Source organism: Micromonospora sp. WMMD812 (assembly GCF_027497215.1).
Lineage (GTDB): Bacteria > Actinomycetota > Actinomycetes > Mycobacteriales > Micromonosporaceae > Micromonospora.
This window is the reverse complement of record NZ_CP114904.1, coordinates 5,399,020-5,418,459: the sequence shown is the minus strand read 5'-3', so window position 1 is coordinate 5,418,459 and position 19,440 is coordinate 5,399,020. Positions and strand designations below refer to the sequence as shown.

Below are 19,440 nucleotides of genomic sequence, written 5' to 3'. Positions count from 1 at the left end.
CAGTGCGTTACGGGCACGAGCCGGATAACCTGTGTCCGATCCTGACCGTCCACTCAGTGGAGGCCCGCCGGAGATGATCCGACTGTCCGGTGTGTCCCGTACCTTCGACGGCCGGTCCGGCCGGGTGGAGGCCTTGCGGGGCATCGACCTCGACGTCGCCGAGGGCGAGTTCGTGGCGGTCCTCGGCCGCTCCGGCTGCGGCAAGTCGACCCTGCTGCGGCTGGTCGCCGGCCTGCTCCCGGTGACCGCCGGGGAGATCACCGTGGCCGGCACGCCGGTCGCCAAGCCCCGCCGGGACATCGCGATGCTGTTCCAGCGTCCGGCGCTGCTGCCCTGGCGCACGGTGCTCGACAACGTGCTGCTGCCGGTGGAGATCTTCGGCTGGAGCCGGGCGAAGCACCGCGAGCGCGCCCGCCAGCTGCTCGACCTGGCCGGGCTCGCCGGCTTCGAGAAGCGCCTGCCGCACGAGCTCTCCGGCGGCATGCAGCAGCGGGTCTCGCTCTGCCGGTCCCTGATCGGCGAGCCCCGGGTGATGCTGATGGACGAGCCGTTCTCCGCGCTGGACGCCCTCACGCGCGAGGAACTCTCCGGCGAACTGCAGCGGGTGCACATGGAGAACGGCGCCACCGTCGTCTTCGTCACCCACTCGATCGACGAGGCCGTGCTGCTCGCCGACCGGGTGGTCGTGCTCAGTCCGCGCCCCGGCCGGATCCGCAAGGTCGTCGAGGTGGACATCCCCCGGCCCCGCACCCTGGGCCGCAACGCGCACCTCGCCGACGTGGCGCGGGTGAGCGCGGACCTGCACGAGTTGCTGATGGAACGCGAGCAGCCGGCGGGCGCCGGCGCGGAGGGACGATGAGCATGCGGGTGTCGGTCTTCACCGAGCCGCACCGGGGCGCCAGCTACGACGACCAACTCCGCTTCGCCCAACTCGTCGAGGCGACCGGCTTCGAGGGCTTCCTCCGCGCCGACCACTACCAGTCGATGGGCGCCGACCCGGGCCTGCCCGGGCCGACCGACGCCTGGCTGACGCTGGCCGCCCTGGCCCGCGAGACCACCCGCATCCGGCTCGGCACGCTGGTCACCTCGGCCACCTTCCGGCTACCCGGCCCGCTGGCGGTGATGGTGGCCCAGGTCGACCAGATGAGTGGCGGCCGGGTCGAGCTGGGCATCGGCGCCGGCTGGTACGAGCGGGAGCACGTCTCCTACGGCATCCCGTTCCCCGGCGTCGGCGAGCGCTTCGACCGGCTGGCCGAACAGCTCGAGGTGATCACCGGGCTGTGGCGGACCCCGTCGGGCGGGTCCTACAGCTTCACCGGCGACCACTACCGGCTGGTGGACGCCCCGGCGCTGCCCAAGCCGGTGCAGGTGCCCGGTCCGCCGATCATCGTGGGCGGCCGCGGTCCCAAGCGGACGCCCGAGCTGGCCGCCCGCTACGCCGACGAGTTCAACATGCCGTTCAAGTCCGTCGAGGAGACCGCCGGGGCGTACGAGCGGGTGCGCGAGGCCTGCGACCGGGCCGGTCGCGCCGAGTCCGGGCGCGGGCCGCTGATGCTCTCCGCCGGGATCGTGGTGGCGATCGGCCGGACCGACGCCGAGGCCCAGCGGCGAGCCGCGCCGCTGCACGTGGCCAGCGCGCTGCCGCCGGAGGACCCGGTGGTTGGCTCGCCCGCCCAGCTGGTCGAGCGGATCGGTGAGTTCGCCGCGATCGGCGCCACCCGGGTGCACCTGCGCCTGACCGACCTCGCCGACCTCGACCACCTGGAGCTGATCGCGAGCGACGTGCTCCCGCAGTTGGACGGAGACCGATGACCGACGTGACGGACGTGACCGACGGACTCGAACTCGGGCCGGTGGGCCAGGAGATCGTGTACGAGAACGACCGGGTCCGGGTCTGGCACATCCGGCTGGAGCCGGGCGAGCGGCAACCCCTGCACCGACACGACCACCCGTACCTGGTGGTGGCGATCCAGGGCGCGAAGAACGTGGTGCAGACGATCGACGGTACGCGGATCGACGCGGACGAACCGACCGGTGGGGTGGTCTACCGGGACTCGGGCGCGGTGCACATGCTGACCAACGTCGGGGATACGACATACCTCGCCCGGCTGGTCGAACTCAAGTAGACCGGCCGGTCAGGGCCGGCGTGCCGCGCGGCGCGCCGGTGGCGATCCGGTGTACCCGGTGCGTAACGTGCCGGACATGGCCTTTCGGACCTGGGGCAGACTGCTGCTCACGGCGCTCGGTGTGAGCGTGCTGGCCGGGGCCGGTCAGCTGGGCATCGCGTACGGCTTCGGCATCGTCCGGCTCACCGGCGCCTTCACCGGCGCGACCGTCAACCAGTGGCCGGCCCAGCTGGTCTGGGTGGGTTGGTTCGCGGCGAACGCGGCCGTGGCCGGTGCGGTGCTCACCGGGCGCCTCGCCGACCGACGCGACGCGCTGCCGGCCACCACCGGCCGGCACCTGGCGGTCGGCGCCGCCGCGGCGCTGGGCGCCACCGCCGTCGCGCCGCTCTGCATGCAGCCCGCCCGAGCGGCGGAGCTGGTCTCCGTCGACCCGGTCTTCGCGGTCGGCATCTGTGCCGTGCTCGGGGCGCTCGTCGGCGCCGGGGCGGCGATCGCCGTCCTGCTCAATCCGCCGCTGGGCTGGAACGCCGCGGCGGTGGCCGGCGCGATCTGGCTGCTCGCGCTGGTCTCCGCGCTGCCGTCGCTGGGGGCGACCGGGCCGCTGCGCGCGGTCCGGCTCGGCGTGCTGGAGCCGTCCTGGCTGGCCGCGGACGCGACGCAGCGGCTGTCGCTGCTCCTGCTGCCCACCGTCGCGCTGCTGGCCGGCGCGGCGACCGCCGGTCTGGCCCGCTGGCGCGGCCACGTCCCGCTGATCAGCGGGGCGACCGGGGTGGCCGGTCCGGTGCTGGTGGCGTTCGCGTACCTCACCGCCGGCCCCGGCGACGTGGTCAACCGCTACCAGACCACGCCGTACTACGCCGCGCTGATCTCGGTCGCCGCCGGCGTGCTCGGCGCGTCCGCCGCCGCCCTGCTGCGCTGGCCGTCCCGGACGCGCACCGCCGGCGCGCACGCCATCGAGCCGAGCGACATCCTTCGCCCACTGCCCGCCGGCCCGGCACTGCCGACCAGCGGAACCCCGGCGACCGGCCATCCCACCGCCGACGACCGCACCGCCCAGGAGCGCACCGACGACGAGGCGCAGCCCGCCGGAGCGGACCTCACCGCCCGATCCGGCGGTACGACCCGCACGACCCACGCCGGCCCCACCGGCGGCGACCCGACCTCGCGCACCGCCCCGGCGCACTGGGACTGGCCGGCGAGCGGCACAACGTCGGGCCCGACCGGAAGCACGGCGTCGGGCCCGCCGGAGAGCACTACACCGCTGACCGTCGAATCCACGCTGGGCCGGCCGATCCAGCGCGCCCCCGGCACGGGGTCCCACAGCACGGGGTCCCAAGGCGCGGGGGCCCACAGCACGGCGCACACCACGGCCGCCGACCCCGCGTCGGCCAACGCGCCCGCGCCGGCCGACGGCGCCGTCTCCAGGCCCGGCTCCGCCGCCCCGTCCAGCGGTCCCGACGCCGCAGCCGACGCGGAGCGGACCGCCGCCGGTATCCCTGCGAGCGGTATGCCTCAGGGTCATATTTATGCCTCTGAGGCATACCGCTCGAAGCCCCACAGCGCCCGGCCGGAGGACGGTGCGGGGCGAGATGGCTCGGCGACCGACGCCGGCACCGGGTCGGACACCATCGGCGGCACCGCACGACCGCGAACACGGCCTGGCAGCGCCGCCGACGCCGCACCGGCCCGTTCCGCCGCCGCACGGGCGGCCACCGACCGGGCCCCCACCGACCGGGTCCCCACCGGCCAGGCCGCGACCGACCAGGGCGTGGCCAAGCCGGGCGCGACCGACGTGGCGGCCACCGATCGTGGCGCTACCAAGCGGCCCGCGACCGGACGGACCGCCGCTACCCGGGCCTCGGCCAAGCAGGCCACCGGCGACGAGCCCACCGCCGCTCAGCCCACCGCCGGTTCTGGCGACGACCAGCCGGCGAACCGCAGGGGCGGGGGCGTACCGGCAACGGCGGCCGCGGCGCCGAAGCCACGGCGGACCCGCAAGTCGAAGTCGACACCGAAGTCGGCCGCCGCGCCCGGCGACACCACGGACACCACCGGTGGCAGCGTCACCGGCGCCAGCTCCGCTACGGCGCCGGCCGAGGCCGCAGGCGCCGGTCCGGCCGGCGCCTCGTCGACAGCCGGTGGACCGCCCTCCGGCGACAACCAGACCGGCACATCGACTCCGGCGTCTCGCCCCACAGCGAGCGCCAAGGCCACACCGAGCACCCGCGGCAGCGACGCCGCAACGGACAGCGACACCGCGTCGAGCAGCGGCCCCGAATCACGCAGCGGCACCACGTCGAGCACCGGTGCGGCGTCCAGCGCCAACGCGGTGGGGAAGCCGGTCCGGCAGCGCGTCGGGCGGCCGGTCGACGAGCCCGCCCAGGCCACCCACACCGATTCCGAGTCGGAGGGTGCGGCCTGGCCGACCGCCGGAACGCACCCCGCCGACGGCGCGGAACCCAGGCTCCTCCGGCCGGCCGACGAGCCGACCAGCGGCACCCACGCGGGGACCGAACCCCAGGGCGGAGTCCGGCCGGCCCGGTCGGTCGCCCCGGCCTGGCCGGTCCCGCCGCGGTCCGCGCCAGTGGGCCCCGACCCGGCCCGATCGGAGCCGGAGGAGACGTCGGAGTCCACGCCCCGGGCACGGCACCGGGCGCCGCTGCCCGATCTCAACAGGGCGGCCAGCTGGGAGGCGCTCGCCACCGCGCGGCGGGCCGGGCCGACATCCACAGGGCCGCGACACACCGCGCCGGACGCGCCGTCGGCCGGGTCGGAAGCGGCCGACACGACGGCCGTGACGGAGGGATCGACCGGGACGGCCGACACGTCCACCGGCGAGCCGGGCACCGAGCAGTCCGGCGGGCGGGGCCGGGGGCGGCTCGGGCTGTTCCGGCGCAACCGGTCCCGCGACGCGGAGGACGAGCCCGCCGAGCCGGAGCCGCTGGCGGCGCAGGACGAGGAGTACGTGGACTGGGTCGCCGGGTTGGGCAAGCCGGTGACGGACAACGAGCCCGAGCAGGAGAGCGGCCGCCGGTCACTACGCTCGACGGGCCGCCACCACCGCGACTGAGCCGGCGGGGCCGGGCGTGGGCCGCCGGGGAGCCGGCGTGATCGTTGACGGTTCGGCTAATTCGTGTCGCGGCGTGTCGGGTCGCCCGGGCGTCACCGATCAAACGTCCTCTGAAACCAGCCGAGTCCGGGGTGTCCGGCGTTGCCGGACACCCCGCTCGGCTCAGGCCAGCGGTAGGTACACCCGGCCGCCGCCGGCGACGAACTCCTCCGACTTGTCGCGCATGCCGCGCGCCGCGTAGTCCTTCAACTCCTGGGTGATCTTCATGGAGCAGAACTTCGGGCCGCACATCGAGCAGAAGTGCGCGGTCTTCGCCGGCTCGGCCGGCAGCGTCGCGTCGTGGTACGCCCGGGCGGTCTCCGGGTCCAGCGCGAGGTTGAACTGGTCCTCCCAGCGGAACTCGAACCGGGCCTTGGAGAGCGCGTCGTCCCAGGCCTGCGCGCCGGGGTGACCCTTGGCCAGGTCGGCGGCGTGCGCGGCGATCTTGTACGCGATCACACCCGCCTTCACGTCGTCCCGGTCGGGCAGCCCGAGGTGCTCCTTCGGCGTGACGTAGCAGAGCATCGCGGTGCCGAACATGCCGATCATCGCCGCGCCGATCGCCGAGGTGATGTGGTCGTACGCGGGGGCGATGTCGGTGGTCAGCGGGCCGAGCGTGTAGAACGGCGCCTCGTGGCACCACTCCTGCTGGAGGTCCACATTCTCCTTGATCTTGTGCATCGGCACGTGGCCCGGGCCCTCGATCATCACCTGCACGTCGTACTCCCAGGCGACCTTCGTCAACTCCCCGAGGGTCCGCAGCTCGGCGAACTGCGCATCGTCGTTGGCGTCCGCGATCGATCCGGGGCGCAGCCCGTCGCCGAGCGAGAACGTCACGTCGTACCGGGCGAGGATCTCGCACAGCTCGGCGAAGTGCGTGTAGAGGAAGTTCTCCTCGTGGTGCGCCAGGCACCAGGCCGCCATGATCGAGCCGCCCCGCGAGACGATCCCGGTGACCCGGTCGACGGCCAGCGGCACGTACGGCAGCAGCACGCCGGCGTGCACCGTCATGTAGTCCACGCCCTGCTCGGCCTGCTCGACGACGGTGTCCCGGAACACCTCCCAGCTCAGCTTCACCGGGTCGCCGCCGACCTTCTCCAGCGCCTGGTAGATCGGGACGGTGCCGATCGGCACCGGCGAGTTGCGGACGATCGCCTCGCGGGTCTCGTGGATCCGCTTCCCGGTGGACAGGTCCATCACGGTGTCCGCGCCCCACCGGGTGGCCCAGGTCAGCTTCTCCACCTCCTCGGCGATGGACGAGCTGACCGCCGAGGTGCCGATGTTGGCGTTCACCTTGACCAGGAACGCCTTGCCGATGATCGCCGGCTCGCACTCCGGGTGGTTGATGTTGAGCGGAAGCACCGCCCGGCCGGCCGCGATCTCGTCCCGGACGAACTCCGGCGCGACCCCCTCCCGGATCGCCACGAACTCCATCTCCGGCGTCACCGCGCCGGCCCGCGCGTACGCGAGCTGAGTCGGACGCCGGCCGTCCACACCGGCGAGCGGGCTGCCACCGCCCCGCGCCGGGGCGACGTCGCCGCGCTCGGCGATCCACCGGCCGCGCAGCGGCGGCAGTCCCACCTCCGGGTCGGAGCCCGGCCCCGAGGTGTCGTAGAGCCGCACCGGCGGGTTGTCCCCGGTCAGCGCCACCTCGGCGAACGGCACCCGGACGTCCGGCCGGGTCCCCTCGACGTACACCTTGCGTCGTGCCTGCATGACAGCCTCCCTGGTGATCAAGCGGACCAGCCGAAGTGGTCCAGCGGGCCGCGTCCCGCGCCCAACTCCCAGTCCCGCGCACCGGTCAGCGCGCGGTGCACGTACTCCTTGGCGGCCCCGACCGCCACCGGCACCGGGTCCCCCAGCGCCAGCCGGACGGCGATCGCCGCCGAGAACGAACAGCCGGTGCCGTGCGTGTGCCGGGTGGCCACCCGGGGCGCGCGCAGCAGCGTGGTGACCCCGCCGCCGTGCAGCACGTCCACCGCCTCGCCGCCGTCGAGGTCGCCGCCGGTCACCACCACGTGCTCCGGGCCGCCGGCGCCGAGCGCCTCGGCGGCGGCGACCATCCCGGCCAGGTCGTCCACCGGGCGTCCGGTGATCGCCGCCGCCTCCGCGCAGTTCGGCGTCGCCACCCGGGCGTACGGCAGCAGCCGCTCGACCGCGGCGACGACGCCGAGCCGGTGCCCACTCGTGGCGACCAGCACCGGGTCGACGACGAGGTGCGGCAGCCGCCCGTCGCGCGCCGCGTCGGCCACCACGGCGGCGACCTCCGGGCTGCCGAGCATTCCGGTCTTCACCGCCCGGACGCCGAAGTCGTCGAGCACGCTGTCGAGCTGCTCCGCGACGGTGGTCGGCGGCAGCGGCAGCACCGCGTCGACGCCCCGCGTGTTCTGCGCGGTGACCGCGGTGAGCACGCTGGTCCCGTACGCGCCGAGCGCGGCGAAGACCTTGAGGTCGGCCTGGATTCCGGCGCCACCGCCGGAGTCCGACCCGGCGATGGTGAGTACGGCCGGTGGGGTCATCGTCCTGCTCCCGTGGTGGGGGTTGAGGGCTGCCAGCTTCGCGGCCCCGGGGTGGCCGCCTCTTCCAGGGCGCTCGTCAGGGCGGCGGCTGTCACTGCGGGGTCGCCGGCCCGCATGATCGCGCCGAGGACGGCCACTCCGGCGGCGCCCGCCTCCATGCAGGCGCGTGCCCGAGCGGGGGTTTCGATGCCGCCCAGAGCCAGCGTCGGCACCGGGCTGACCTCGATCAGCTTGGCGAGCCCATCCGGCTGCAGTGGTGGGCCGTAGCCGGGTTTGGTCTTCGTCGGGTAGACCGGCGAGAGGGTGACGTAATCCTCGATGGTGAGGCGGGCCAGCTCGGCAGGGTTGTGGCAGGAGCGGCCGACCAGGCCCAGTGGCGGCGGCGGGTACGGGCCGGCCGACGGCAGGTGGACGGCGTCGCCGTCGAGCGGGTCGGGGCCGGCGACGACCAGGGTGCCGCCGGCCTCGGCGAGGATCGCTCGCAGGTCGGCGGCGAGCGCGGCGCGCTCGGCGCGGGGCAGGTCCTTCTCCCGCAGCACCACCCAGCGCACTCCCCCCGCGACGGCCGCCGCGACCACCTCGACCAGCGGTCGCGTGGCCTGCCACCGATCGGTGAGCACCACCAACCCGCTCGGCACCGCGTCGCCGCGGATCTTGGAAGATCGGGCTCCCTCCAGGGGCCCACTCCTGCCAAGATCTACCGCAGCACCACGGTGGGCGGGCCGGGTCACAGGTCCGGCCTTCCCTCGTCCGGAGTGGAGGCGAGGGCGTGGTAGCGCCGGGCGACCCGGCCGGCGCCGGCGGCCAGGCGGCCGGCCTCGACCGCGTACCGCATCGCGGTGGCCATCGCGACCGGGTCGGCGGCCCGGGTGACCGCGGTGGCCAGCATCACCGCGTCGCAGCCGAGTTCCATCGCCAGCGCCGCGTCGGACGCGGTGCCGATGCCGGAGTCCAGAATCACCGGCACGTCCACGGCCTGCCGCATCAGCCGGATGTGGTGCGGGTTGGTCACGCCGAGCCCGGAGCCGATCGGCGAGCCGCCCGGCATGACCGCCGCGCAGCCGACGTCGGCCAGGCGCCGGGCCAGCACCGGATCGTCGCTGGTGTACGGCAGGACGGTGAACCCGCCGGCGACCAGCTCCTCGGCGGCGCGCAGCAGCTCCACACCGTCCGGCAGGAGCGTCCGCTCGTCCCCGGCGATCTCCAGCTTGATCCAGTCGGTGCCGAACGCGTCCCGCGCCAGCTGGGCCACCTTGACCGCCTCGCTGGCGGTCCGGCAGCCGGCGGTGTTCGGCAGCAGCCGGACGCCGCACCGGTCCAGCAGCTCGAGCAGGCTACCGCCGGTGCCGGGGGCGGTGTCCACCCGGCGCAGTGCCAGGGTCACCAGCTCGGTGCCGGAGGCACGGATCGCCCGTTCCAGCACGTCCAGGTTCGCGGCGCCGCCGGTGCCGAGGATGAGTCGCGAGGTGAACGTGACCCCGCCGAGGTCGAAGGGCATCGCGCTCACCCGCCCTGGGCCGCGCTGAGCACCTCGACCCGGTCGCCGTCGCTCAGCACGGTCGCCGGCCAGCCGGCCCGCGGCACCACCTCGCCGTTCACCGCGACCGCGACGCCACGCTGCTGCGGGGTCACCTCCCGCACCACGTCGGCAACGGTCGCGCCGCCGCGAACCGTCCGCCCGGCACCGTTCACCGTCAGTTCCACAGGTCCCCCTCGGTCGTCTTCTCCCGTGCACCAGAACCGGCCGGGTGGGCGTCGCCGGAGCCGCCTGACCCCCCGTCGCCGGCCCCGGCCGAGCCGGCGTCGCCGGAGCCGGCTCGCCCCCTGTCGTCGGGCCCGACCGAGCCGGCGCCGTCGGGGGTGCCGGGGAACCGGTCGGGGCGGAAGGGCGCGAGCAGTGGGTCGGGTTGCCCACCGGTCACCAGGTCGGCGATCAGGTCGGCGGTGACCGGGGTGAGCACGATGCCGTGCCGGTGGTGCCCGGTGGCGACCAGCACGTCCGGCCGGCCGGGCAGCGGGCCGAGGATCGGCGCGTTGTCCGGGGTGCCGGGTCGCAGCCCGGCGACCGTCTCCACCAGGTCGTACTCGGCAAGCTCGGGCAGCAGCTCGACCGCGGCGCGGAGCAGGTGGAGCACCGCCCCGGCGGAGACGCTCGTGTCGCGGCGCTCCTCGACGGTCGCGCCCACCACCACCTCGCCGCTCTCCCGGGGCACCAGGTAGACGTGCTCGCCGTCGGCGTACCCCCGGATGACGTGCCGGAAGCCCGGCGTGCCGCCGTCGGGCGCGCGGAGCCGGAGCACCTGCCCCTTCACCGGCCGGACGGGCAGCCCGGTGAGCGCGGCGGCGCCGCAGCCGGCCGCCACCACCGTGACGGCGGCGTCCACGTCGGCGAGTCGCCGCACAGCGCCCGGCACCAGCACCGCGCCGGCCCGCTCGGCCGCGGTGCGTAGCGCGGGCACCAGCAGCCGCGGATCGACCTGGTGGTCGGTGGGGGCCAGCGCGCCGCCCCGCACCCGAGGGGCCAGCGCCGGCTCGTGGTCGCGCAGCTCGCTGGGGCGCAGCGGGGTCACCGGCAGGCCGAGGCCCTGCTGGTACGCCCACAGCCGGCGGGCCTCGGCCAGGTCGTCCCCGGTCAGCCCGACCATCAGCGTGCCCTCGGTCCGGTAGCCGAGGACAGCGCCGGTCGCCTCGGTCAGCTCGGCGGCGAACGCCGGCCAACGGGCGGCCGACTCGACCAGCAGCCCGGTCAGCTCCCGCTCACCGAAGTACGCCTCGGCGACCGGGGACAGCATCCCGGCGGCAACGGCCGAGGCCCCCGAACCGGGCGCGGGGTCGTGCACCATGACCCGCAGCCCGGCGGCCGCGCACCGCCAGGCGACCGCCAGACCGATGGGTCCCGCCCCCACCACCGCCACGTCCGGCCGGGCCCGGTCGACGTGCACCGACGGGGACCGGCCGGTCAGCACGTCAGCGCCTCGATCAGCTCGGCGGCGGCACGGGCCGGATCGGCGGCGGCGGAGAGCGCGCCGACCACCGCCACCCCATACGCCCCGGCCGCCCGCAGCGCCGGCACGCTGGCCGCGGTCACCCCGCCGATGGCGATCACCGGCACGTCCACCGCCTCGGCGATCGCCCGTACGCCGGCCACCCCGATCGGCGCCGGCAGGCCCTCCTTGGTGGTGGTGGGGTGGCAGGGGCCCACCCCGAGGTAGCTGGCGCCCGCGGCGACGGCGTCGGCGGCCGTGCCCGGTTCCCGGGCGGTGGCGCCGAGCACGGCGGTCGGGCCGAGGACCCGGCGGGCCGCCTCGACCGGCAGATCGTCCGCGCCGACGTGCCCGCCGGCGGCGTCCACCGCCAACGCCACGTGCAGCCGGTCGTTGACCAGGCAGCGGGCTCCGTACGGCGCGCAGAGCGCCACCACCCGGCGGGTCAGGTCGTACGCCTCGCGGTCGGTGGCGGAGTCCTCGACCCGGACCTGCACCACCAGGTCGGCGTGGGCCGCCGACAGGGCGGCCCGGACCACGGCGAGCGGATCTCGCCCGGGTCGGGTGTCGGTGATCAGATGCAGTCGCCCAAGGGACGGCATGGCAACGCTCCTCCCTGCGCCGGCATTACCCGGATCAGGTTCGACGGTCGGGGGCTCACAGCCCCCCTCTCAGCCCGGTCCACCGGGCTCCCGTGGGTACTGAGGTCACCGTACGACAGATCCGCCGGCCTGCCAAGACGGGGTCGGCGGCGGCCGGCGGACCGGCGGCGGAGCCCTGCCGGCGTCCCCTCGGGGGCGCTGACGGCGAATCCGACTGGTCGCTTCATGCTGTCCTGTTCGGAATGTCGCCTGCCGTTGCCAAACCGTTACCGGCCGGCATCTTGCCCGACACGCATCCAGCGGAATTAATTTGTTCAGCGATTCGACAAAATGCCGGCGTGGCTGCCCTGGCACGGCATTCGCACCGGCTCCACCTGGGACGGTCTTCGGCGAGCCGGCCCCCGCGATCCCTGTCCACCGCGACATAGGAGGCGGCGTGTCCCGTCGTCGTGCCCGTATTTCCGTCACCGCGACCCTGTCCCTCGCTCTCGTCTCGACCAGCCTGTTCGGCGCGCCCGCCCAGGCGGCTCCGGCCGCCGCGCAGGCCGCCCCACGAGCCGCCCAGGCCGCCCCGGCCGCGGCCCAGATCACACCGGCCCAGGCCGCCGCGGCGGCCGACGAGCCCTTCTCCGTCCTGGTCTTCTCGAAGACCGCCGGCTTCCGACACGACTCCATTCCCACCGGCATCGCCGCCATCCAGCAGCTCGGCGCGGCCAACGGCTTCACGGTGGACACCACCGAGGAGGGCGGCGCGTTCACCGACACCAACCTGGCGAAGTACCAGGCGGTGATCTGGCTCTCCACGACCGGCGACGTGCTGGACGCCGAGCAGCAGGCGGCGTTCGAGCGCTACATCCGCGCCGGCGGCGGCTACGTCGGCATCCACGCCGCCTCGGACACCGAGTACAGCTGGGCCTGGTACGGCGACCTGGTCGGCGCGTACTTCGCCAGCCACCCGGCGAACCAACAGGCCACGGTCAAGGTCGAGGACCACGCCCACCCGGCGACCGCGGGGCTGCCGGAGCGCTGGTCCCGGTTCGACGAGTGGTACAACTACCAGTCCAACCCGCGGCCCGACGTGCACGTGCTGGCCAGCCTGGACGAGAACAGCTACGCCCCGGGCGCCGGCGCGATGGGCGCCGACCACCCGATCGCCTGGTGCCAGGACTTCGACGGCGGCCGATCCTGGTACACGGGTGGTGGCCACACCCGGGAGTCGTACGCCGAGCCGGAGTTCCTCGGTCACCTGCTCGGCGGCATCCGCACCGCCGCGGGTGTGGCGGACGCCGACTGCGGCGCCTCGAAGACCGCCAGCTTCGAGAAGGTCACGCTGGACAGCAACACCAGCAACCCGATGGAGCTGGACATCGCCCCGGACGGGCGGGTCTTCTACATCGAGCGCGACGGCCGGGTGCAGATCGTGAAGCCGGACACCGGCAGCACGGTCACCGCGGTCGACCTGGACGTGTTCACCGGCAACGAGGACGGCCTGATCGGCATCCGGCTCGACCCGGACTTCGCCACCAACAAGTGGGTCTACCTCTACTACGCCCCGAACGACGGCGTCGCGCGCAACCTGGTGTCTCGGTTCACGGTGACCGGCGACACCATCGACCCGGCCAGCGAGAAGCAGGTGCTGCGGGTCGACACCCAGCGCAACACCTGCTGCCACGCCGGCGGCAGCATGGCCTTCGACTCGGCGGGCAACCTCTACCTGGCGACCGGAGACAACACCAACCCGTTCGAGTCGGACGCGTTCACCCCGATCGACGAGCGGCCGGGTCGGCAGGACTACGACGCGCAGCGCACCTCCGCCAACACCAACGACCTGCGCGGCAAGGTGCTCCGGATCCACCCGGAGGACGACGGCACGTACACCATCCCGGCCGGCAACCTCTTCCCGCCGGGCACCGAGAAGACCCGGCCGGAGATCTTCGCCATGGGCTTCCGCAACCCGTTCCGGATCGGCATCGACCTGGGCACCGACACCCTCTACGTCGGTGACTATGGGCCGGACGCCAACGCGGCCAACCCGAACCGGGGCCCCGAGGGCACGGTGGAGTGGAACATCGTGGGCACCCCCGGCAACTACGGCTGGCCGTACTGCACCGGGGCCAACTACGCCTACAACGACTACACGTTCCCGTCCGGCCCGAGCGGTCCGAAGTTCGACTGCGCGGCGCCGGTGAACAACTCGCCGAACAACACCGGCCTCACCGCCCTGCCGCCGGTCATCCCGGCGACCGTCGACTACGACTACAGCGGCAACCCGCTCTTCCCGGAGATCGGTGGCGGCGGCGCCCCGATGGGCGGTCCGGTCTACCGGTACGACGCCGACCTCAACTCGGAGCGGAAGTGGCCGGCGTACTACGACGGCAAGGCGCTCTTCGGCGAGTGGAACCAGTCGAAGATGTACACGATGCAGGTGACCGCCGACGGCAAGTCGCTGGTGGACATCAACCAGCTGCTCACCGGCATGAGCCTGATCCGTCCGATGGACTTCGAGTTCGGCCCGGACGGCGCGCTCTACCTCATCGAGTGGGGCAGCGGCTTCGGCGGCAACAACGACAACTCCGGCGTCTACCGGATCGACTACATCGCCGGTGACCGTGCGCCGATCGCGGTCGCGGCCGCCACCCCGACCTCCGGGCCGGCGCCGCTGACCGTGGCCTTCTCCAGCGCGGGCTCCCGGGACCCCGACGGTGGCACGCTCACCTACGCGTGGGCGTTCGGCGACGGGCAGACCTCCACCGAGGCCAACCCGACGCACACCTACGCCGCCGCGGGCAGCTACACCGCGCAGCTCACCGTCACCAACCCGAAGGGCCGCACCGCGGTGGCGAACGTGCCGATCACCGTGGGCAACACCGCGCCGACGGTGACGATCGAGTTCCCGCCGGACGGCGGCTTCTTCGACTGGGGTGACCAGGTCCGCTACACGGTCAAGGTGACCGACCCGGAGGACGGGGAAATCGACTGCGACCGGGTCCAGCTCCAGGTGCTGCTCGGCCACGACGAGCACGCCCACCCGCTGGAGCAGCACACCGGCTGCACCGGCACGGTCCAGACCTCGCTCGCCTCCGGGCACGGCGCCGAGGCCAACGTCTTCAGCGTCTTCGAGGCGACCTACACCGACAACGGCGGCACCGGCGGGGCCGGCCCGCTCACCGGTCGGGCCATCGAGCAGCTCCAGCCCAAGCGCAAGCAGGCCGAGTACTTCACCGCCACCGGCCGCGCGCCGGGCAGCACCGGCGGCGGCGACCCGGGCGTGCAGCGGGAGACCACCGGCGACACCGCCGGCGGCGGCCAGAACATCGGGTTCATCGAGGACGGCGACTGGTGGTCGCTCAGCCCGGCGAACCTGACGAACATCACCGACATCCGGTTCCGGGCGGCCTCGGCCACCACCGGCGGCCGGATCGAGGTCCGGGCCGGCGCGGTCGACGGGCCGCTGGTGGCATCGGCCACCGTGCCGGGCACCGGCGCGTGGCAGACGTACACGGACGTGACGGCACCGGTCACCGGCGCCGCGAGCGGCTCGCTGTACTTCGTCGCCAAGGACCCGGGCGGCGGCGCGGGGTCGCTGCTCAACGTCAACTGGATGGACTTCCTCGGCCGGGGCGTCACCGAGAACGCGCCGCCGGTGGTCAGCGCCACCGCCACGCCGGCGACCGGCACCGCGCCGGTCACCGTCGCGTTCGACGGCACGGCCACCGACGCCGAGGGGGACACCCCGCTGACGTACGCCTGGGACTTCGGTGACGGGGGTACGGCGTCCACCCTGGACGCCAGCCACACGTACACCAGCCCCGGCACCTTCACCGCCACCCTCACGGTGACCGACAGCAAGGGCGCCAAGTCGTACGCGACCGTGCCGGTGCGGGTGGACGCGCCGAACACGTCCTGCTTCGGGGCGCGTTCGGACGACTTCACCGGCACCAGCCTCGACAAGGCCCGCTGGAGCGTGGTCCGGGAGAACCAGCTCTACTCGGTCTCGGACGGCGCGCTGCGGCTGCCCACGGCGGTGGGCGACCTCTACGGCGCCCGCAACGACGCCACCAACCTGGTGCTCCAGCCGGCGCCGGCCGGGGCCTGGCAGGCGACCACCCGGGTCACCCTGCCGGTGACGGCCAACTACCAGCAGGCCGGCCTGCTGATCTACGGCGACGACGAGAACTACGCCAAGCTGGACCTGCTCTACTCGGGCAGCCGGCGGGTGGAGTTCATCCGGGAGACCGCCGGCGCGCCGCGCAACGAGGCCGCCGACAGCGTCGCCGCGCCGGTCGGCGACACCCTGCACCTGCGACTGACCAGTGACGGGACGAACCTGACCGCGGCCGTCTCGGCCGACGGGCAGACCTTTACGCCGGTCGGCCGCTCGGCCGCGCTCGCCGGCATCACCAACCCGCGGATCGGGCTCTTCGCCCTCAACGGCGGCACGGACGCGCCGGTGGTCGAGGCGGCCTTCGACTGGTTCCAGGTCGCGCCGGACGAGCCGGCCGGGCCGGTCCAGCCGTCGGACGAGTTCACCGGCGACACGCTGGACAAGTGCCGGTGGGACGCGATCCTGCGGGAGAACCCGGCGGGCTACCGGGTCACCGGCGGCGCGCTGCGGATCGACGTGCCCAACGGTGACATCTACGGCTCCGGCAACACCGGGCCGGCGAACTTCATCCTCCAGAACGCGCCGTCCGGCGACTGGACCCTGGAGACGAAGGTCGACGGCAGTCTGCTGAACGAGCAGTACCAGCAGGCCGGCCTCATCGTGCACGCCGACGACGACAACTACCTGAAGTTCGACTACATCGTCGACAACCAGCCCGGCCAGCCGGTGACGCGGCGGATCGAGTTCCGCAGCGAGATCGGCGGCGCGGTGCAGAACCCGCAGCCGGAGGCGGGCAACCTGACCGGTTCGGTGTGGTACCTGCGGCTGGCCCGCAGCGGCGACACCTTCACCGCGTCGTACTCGGCCGACGGGACGACCTGGACCGCGTTGACGGCACTCACCAACACCGCGGTCGGGGCCACCCCGAAGGTCGGTCTGTTCACCCTCGGCGCCAACCAGACCGCCTCGAAGACGGCCGGGTTCGACTACTTCCGGCTGAGCACCGAGACGGCCGACGAGACCGCTCCGGTGACCACCGCCGCGGTCTCCGGCACGCCGACCGCCGGTTGGCACACCGGGCCGGTCACGGTCACGCTGACCGCCGCCGACGAGGACGGCGGCAGCGGGCTCGCGGGCACCGCGTACCAGCTGGACGGGGCCACCACCTGGACGGACTACACCGGTCCGGTGCAGGTGACCGGGGACGGCGCGCACGAGGTGCGGTTCCGGTCCACCGACCAGGCGGGCAACGTGGAGCCGACCAAGACCGTCGCGGTCAAGATCGACGCGACCGCACCGGTCACCTCGGCGTCGTTCGCGCCGGCCAACGACGAGGGCTGGCACGACGGGACCATCCCGGTCGTGCTGACCTCGACCGACGCCGGGTCCGGGGTGAAGGCGGTGGAGTGGTCGCTGGACGGTGGCGCGTGGACGCCGTACTCGGCGCCGGTCGAGGTGACCGGCGACGGGCAGCACGAGCTGCTGTTCCGGGCCACCGACAACGCCGGCAACGCCGAGACGCTCAAGTCGGCGGTGCTGCGGATCGACGGCACCAAGCCGACGCTGCTGGTGTCCGGGATCGCCGACGGCCAGCTCTACGGCGACAGCCAGGACGTACGGGTGTCCTGGCAGGCCGTCGACCCGACGTCGGGCCTCGCGAGCGTGGTCGGTCAGCTGGACGGCCGGCCGTACGCGAGCGGCACGTTGCAGGCCATGTACGAGCTGCCACTCGGCCTGCACGAGCTGACGGTCACCGCGACCGACAAGGCCGGCAACCAGACCACCTCGGAGGTCCGGTTCTTCGTCACCACCTCGTTCCGGGACCTGCAGAACCTGCTGGACCGGTTCAAGGCGACGGGGCGGCTGTCGGCGAAGGCGCACAAGCAGCTGTCGGCGAAGCTCAGCGACGCCCGGAAGTCCGAGGCCGCCGGCAACGACAAGAAGGCCGTCAAGCAGCTGACCGAGTTCCGGACCCTCGCCGCCGACACCAAGCTGGTGCCGGAGGCCGAAGTCCGGGACGTCCTGATCCGGGACGCCGACGCCATGATCGTCCGGCTCGGCGGCGCGGCCAGCAAGGCCGGGGTCAAGGCGAACGACGGCGCATCGGTCGACGGTGCGGGACGGCTCGGTGGCGACGCCACCCGGCTCGCCCCCGGCCGCCGGCTCTGATCCGACGAGGCCCCTCCCCGACGCTCCGGCGTCGGGGAGGGGCCTCCCTCATCCCGCAGTGAGGAGACGTCCGTGACGCGTACCTGGAAGGCGTTCGCCGCCCTGATCGTCGGACTGGCGCTGACCCTGCTGGCCTCGGCTCCCGCCGCGGCGCACACCGGCAAGCTCAAGCTGACCGTGGCCGGCGACGGGGCCGACGGGGTCACCGTGCAGGCCGTCTACTCCGACGGTCACCGGTTGGACAAGGTGGTACGGCTGACCCTCACCGCCGCCGGCCCGGACGGGCGGCAGGTCGGCCCGCTGCAACTGGAGCCGGCGGCCGAGGGGCAGGGCTTCTACGCCAGCGGCCCGGTCCTCTCCCCCGGCCGCTGGCGGGTGACGGTGAGCGCCCCGGCGCCGCACAAGAGCGAGGCCACCGCCCAGGTGGAGGCGAAGACCGCCCAGTCGCCCCCGGTTCCGGCGCCGGTCGCGGTGACCGCGCCGGCGGACGGGACCCGGGCCGCCGGGCCCGACGCGGGCGGCGGGTGGTGGCCGATCGCGGTCGCCGGCCTCGTGCTCACCGCCGCGGTGGTGGCGGTCGCGATGCTGGTCACCCGCCGCCGAGCACGCCCGGAGTGAGCGTCGGGTAGCGCCAACCCTAGCGAGCGTTATGACGCAGAGGCATAAATATGCCTCTGCGTCATGACGTTCACGGAGCTACCGCCGGCAGCGATCCCTTGATCGCGCAGGCCCGGCGACCCGGGGCGCCACCGCCGGCGGCGATTGCCCGGCTGGCCGCGGGCCCGATGGCCCGGGGGCGCCACCGCCGGCAGGCGAGGGACCGGGCCGGCCGAGGCGCCGCAGCGGGTCAGAGGATGGCGCGCAGCGCGTCCAGGTCCTCGTCGCTGGGCTGCCAGGTGCCGGCGGCGGCGTTGGCGCGCACCTGCTCGGGCGTGGTCGCGCCGGCGATCACCGAGGTCACGGCCGGTTGGGCGGCCAGCCCGCCGATCGCCACCTGGAGCATGCTGAGACCGCGCTCGTCCGCGTACCCGCTGATGGACTCGATGGTGTCCCAGTCCGCCGCGGCGAGCCGCGCGGCGTAACGGCCGCCGCCGGAGAGCCGGCTGCCGGCGGGCGGCGCGGAGTCGCGCTTGTACTTGCCGGTGAGCAGCCCGTTGGCCAGCGGGAAGAACGGCAGCATCCCGAGGCCGAACCGCTCGCAGGCCGGGATGACCTCGGCCTCGACCGAGCGTTCCACCAGACTGTAGTGGTTCTGCGCGCTGATGAAGCGGGAGCGGCCGTTGGACGAGGCGACCCAGTCGGCGTCCGCGATCTGCCAGCCGGTGAAGTTCGAGTTGCCGAGGTAGCGCACCTTGCCGGCCCGGACCAGGTCGTCCAGCGCGGCCAGGGTCTCGTCGATCGGGGTGCCCGGGTCCGGCTCGTGCATCTGGTAGAGGTCGATGTAGTCCGTGTCGAGCCGGCGCAGTGACGCCTCGACGGCCCGGGCGATGTAGCGGCGCGCACCGCGGGCGCCGTGGTCCGGCCCGTTCAGGCCGTTCATGTCCATGCCGAACTTGGTGGCCACCACCACGTCGTCACGGCGGCCCTTGAGCGCGGCGCCGAGCTGCTCCTCCGAGCCGCCCTGCGGTTCGCCGTAGATGTCCGCGGTGTCGAAGAAGTTGATCCCGGCGTCGAGCGCGGCGTCGACCACCGCGCGGGTGCCGTCGAGGTCGAGCTTGCGGCCGAAGTTGTTGCAGCCGATGCCGACCACGGACACTACGAGCCCGGAGTCGCCCAGTCGGCGGTAGGTCATCTCAGTCACGAGATCAACCCTATGTCCGCCCGGC

Annotated in this window: 14 protein-coding genes and 1 riboswitch; of the genes, 6 read left to right on the top strand and 8 right to left on the bottom strand. The window is 74.0% G+C overall.

Going from position 1 to position 19,440, the window contains the following annotated elements:
• The first annotated feature begins 73 nt into the window (after positions 1-73).
• From O7603_RS25135 to O7603_RS25120, 4 genes are all read left to right on the top strand, one after another.
• Entirely contained in the window at positions 74-859 is a 786-nt protein-coding gene (locus O7603_RS25135; RefSeq protein WP_281572220.1) for an ABC transporter ATP-binding protein, read from the top strand.
• Between the two features lie 2 nt (positions 860-861).
• Complete coding sequence (locus tag O7603_RS25130; RefSeq protein WP_281576800.1) at positions 862-1,812, top strand: LLM class F420-dependent oxidoreductase; 951 nt, start codon at positions 862-864, stop codon at positions 1,810-1,812.
• Positions 1,809-2,126 (top strand): cupin, encoded by a 318-nt coding sequence (locus tag O7603_RS25125; protein WP_281572219.1) that lies wholly within the window; start codon positions 1,809-1,811, stop codon positions 2,124-2,126. Before O7603_RS25130 ends, O7603_RS25125 begins: the two co-directional genes overlap by 4 nt.
• A 76-nt stretch (positions 2,127-2,202) precedes the next feature.
• Entirely contained in the window at positions 2,203-5,196 is a 2,994-nt protein-coding gene (locus O7603_RS25120; protein ID WP_281572218.1) for a hypothetical protein, read from the top strand.
• A gap of 162 nt (positions 5,197-5,358) precedes the next feature.
• On the opposite strand, the gene thiC is transcribed toward O7603_RS25120, so the two are convergent.
• The 7 genes from thiC to thiE form a co-directional block, all read right to left on the bottom strand.
• Positions 5,359-6,951: a phosphomethylpyrimidine synthase ThiC gene (thiC, locus tag O7603_RS25115; RefSeq protein WP_281572217.1), complete on the bottom strand. Its 1,593-nt coding sequence runs from the start codon at positions 6,949-6,951 to the stop codon at positions 5,359-5,361.
• A 17-nt stretch (positions 6,952-6,968) separates the two neighbouring features.
• Positions 6,969-7,754: a bifunctional hydroxymethylpyrimidine kinase/phosphomethylpyrimidine kinase gene (thiD, locus tag O7603_RS25110; RefSeq protein ID WP_281572216.1), complete on the bottom strand. Its 786-nt coding sequence runs from the start codon at positions 7,752-7,754 to the stop codon at positions 6,969-6,971.
• The gene (locus O7603_RS25105; RefSeq protein WP_281572215.1) at positions 7,751-8,392 is read right to left on the bottom strand and encodes a thiamine phosphate synthase; all 642 of its coding nucleotides are present in this window, start codon (positions 8,390-8,392) and stop codon (positions 7,751-7,753) included. Before O7603_RS25105 ends, thiD begins: the two co-directional genes overlap by 4 nt.
• An 89-nt stretch (positions 8,393-8,481) precedes the next feature.
• Complete coding sequence (locus O7603_RS25100) at positions 8,482-9,261, bottom strand: thiazole synthase (RefSeq protein ID WP_281572214.1); 780 nt, start codon at positions 9,259-9,261, stop codon at positions 8,482-8,484.
• Positions 9,258-9,458, bottom strand: a complete 201-nt coding sequence (gene thiS / locus O7603_RS25095; RefSeq protein ID WP_281572213.1) for a sulfur carrier protein ThiS — start codon at positions 9,456-9,458, stop codon at positions 9,258-9,260. Before thiS ends, O7603_RS25100 begins: the two co-directional genes overlap by 4 nt.
• On the bottom strand, positions 9,449-10,720 hold the full coding sequence (gene thiO / locus O7603_RS25090) for a glycine oxidase ThiO (RefSeq protein ID WP_281572212.1): 1,272 nt from the start codon (positions 10,718-10,720) through the stop codon (positions 9,449-9,451). The genes thiS and thiO overlap by 10 nt, the downstream gene beginning before the upstream one ends.
• Positions 10,714-11,340: a thiamine phosphate synthase gene (gene thiE / locus O7603_RS25085; RefSeq protein ID WP_281572211.1), complete on the bottom strand. Its 627-nt coding sequence runs from the start codon at positions 11,338-11,340 to the stop codon at positions 10,714-10,716. The genes thiO and thiE overlap by 7 nt, the downstream gene beginning before the upstream one ends.
• Positions 11,335-11,444: riboswitch (TPP riboswitch) on the bottom strand. (Overlaps the previous gene by 6 nt.)
• A gap of 332 nt (positions 11,445-11,776) precedes the next feature.
• On the opposite strand from thiE, the gene O7603_RS25080 reads away from it, so the two are divergent.
• Positions 11,777-17,614, top strand: coding sequence for a ThuA domain-containing protein (locus O7603_RS25080; RefSeq protein WP_281572210.1), 5,838 nt, complete (start codon positions 11,777-11,779; stop codon positions 17,612-17,614).
• 72 nt (positions 17,615-17,686) lie between these two features.
• Complete coding sequence (locus O7603_RS25075; RefSeq protein WP_281572209.1) at positions 17,687-18,232, top strand: hypothetical protein; 546 nt, start codon at positions 17,687-17,689, stop codon at positions 18,230-18,232.
• 229 nt (positions 18,233-18,461) lie between these two features.
• On the opposite strand, the gene O7603_RS25070 is transcribed toward O7603_RS25075, so the two are convergent.
• The gene (locus O7603_RS25070) at positions 18,462-19,406 is read right to left on the bottom strand and encodes an aldo/keto reductase (RefSeq protein WP_281576799.1); all 945 of its coding nucleotides are present in this window, start codon (positions 19,404-19,406) and stop codon (positions 18,462-18,464) included.
• Between the last annotated feature and the right edge of the window lie 34 nt (positions 19,407-19,440).